The organism is Bacillus sp. JJ1532 (assembly GCF_036965085.1).
Lineage (GTDB): Bacteria > Bacillota > Bacilli > Bacillales > Cytobacillaceae > Cytobacillus.
Window position 1 is genome coordinate 1 of sequence record NZ_JBALOW010000048.1, and the last position, 1,178, is coordinate 1,178.

The window sequence follows — 1,178 nt, forward strand, 5'->3', positions numbered from 1 at the left end:
GAGTAGGACGTCGCTAGGCCTTTTTTATAATATTCCGCAGTAGCTCAGTGGTAGAGCATTCGGCTGTTAACCGAACGGTCGTAGGTTCGAATCCTACCTGCGGAGCCATTTTTTTGATGATATATTTGAGCAGGTAGTTGTGATGCTTCCATAGCTCAGCAGGTAGAGCACTTCCATGGTAAGGAAGAGGTCAGCGGTTCGAGCCCGCTTGGAAGCTTACCTTAATATTAATATATGGCCCATTGGTCAAGCGGTTAAGACACCGCCCTTTCACGGCGGTAACACGGGTTCGAATCCCGTATGGGTCACCATTTTGGAGGATTAGCTCAGCTGGGAGAGCATCTGCCTTACAAGCAGAGGGTCGGCGGTTCGATCCCGTCATCCTCCACCATAACATTTATACAATTGTAATTAATATGTCGGCCTAGCTCAATTGGTAGAGGATTTTAAAAGCTTGCAGCAACGAAGCTTTTCTCCCTCGAATGGCAAACCTTTAAAATCTGCGACAAAGACCGTAGGGCTTTGGAGCACAGTTATCAGCAAAAACTAAATTAGAAATGATTATTTTATTTTGCCGGCCTAGCTCAATTGGTAGAGCAACTGACTTGTAATCAGTAGGTTGGGGGTTCGAGTCCTCTGGCCGGCATCTTATAATTTGGTGGGGTAGCGAAGTGGCTAAACGCGGCGGACTGTAAATCCGCTCCCTTTGGGTTCGGCGGTTCGAATCCGTCCCCCACCACCATTTATTTTTAATAAAAACATTAAAAATGGACATGTTATAATTAGTCCTTTTTATTTTGTAAATTATGTAGTTTAATCAATGGGCTATAGCCAAGCGGTAAGGCATCGCACTTTGACTGCGACATGCGTTGGTTCGAATCCAGCTAGCCCAGCCATTTTTCAAATGAGCCATTAGCTCAGTCGGTAGAGCATCTGACTTTTAATCAGAGGGTCGAAGGTTCGAGTCCTTCATGGCTCACTTCGTTTTCTAAAGAAGACCTTTAGGGATATTATTCCTAAGGGTCTTCTTTGGTTTTAACCTTCTTTAGGTTCTCGTTTACCTAATATAATAGAACGAACGATAAGAAGCGGGATAGTGCCCGACTCGGCAGAAAAAGAGAGGAAACGGTCGACATTAAGGGTTTCTGATGCCCGTCCAGTCAGAAAAAAGGAGCGAC

At 45.0% G+C, this 1,178-nt stretch carries 8 tRNA genes; all 8 read left to right on the forward strand.

From position 1 onward, the window contains the following. The first annotated feature begins 33 nt into the window (after window positions 1-33). The 8 genes from V7122_RS17185 (at window position 34) to V7122_RS17220 (ending at window position 979) form a co-directional block, all read left to right on the forward strand. Window positions 34-108: transfer RNA gene (locus V7122_RS17185), tRNA-Asn, on the forward strand. A 36-nt stretch (window positions 109-144) separates the two neighbouring features. Further along, window positions 145-217, forward strand: a tRNA-Thr gene (locus V7122_RS17190). 19 nt (window positions 218-236) lie between these two features. Continuing rightward, a tRNA-Glu gene (locus V7122_RS17195) sits at window positions 237-311 on the forward strand. A 4-nt stretch (window positions 312-315) separates the two neighbouring features. Beyond that, window positions 316-391: transfer RNA gene (locus V7122_RS17200), tRNA-Val, on the forward strand. Between the two features lie 182 nt (window positions 392-573). Further along, window positions 574-646: transfer RNA gene (locus tag V7122_RS17205), tRNA-Thr, on the forward strand. 11 nt (window positions 647-657) lie between these two features. Beyond that, a tRNA-Tyr gene (locus V7122_RS17210) sits at window positions 658-742 on the forward strand. A 79-nt stretch (window positions 743-821) separates the two neighbouring features. Beyond that, a tRNA-Gln gene (locus tag V7122_RS17215) sits at window positions 822-896 on the forward strand. A gap of 10 nt (window positions 897-906) precedes the next feature. Beyond that, window positions 907-979, forward strand: a tRNA-Lys gene (locus V7122_RS17220). Window positions 980-1,178: the final 199 nt, after the last annotated feature.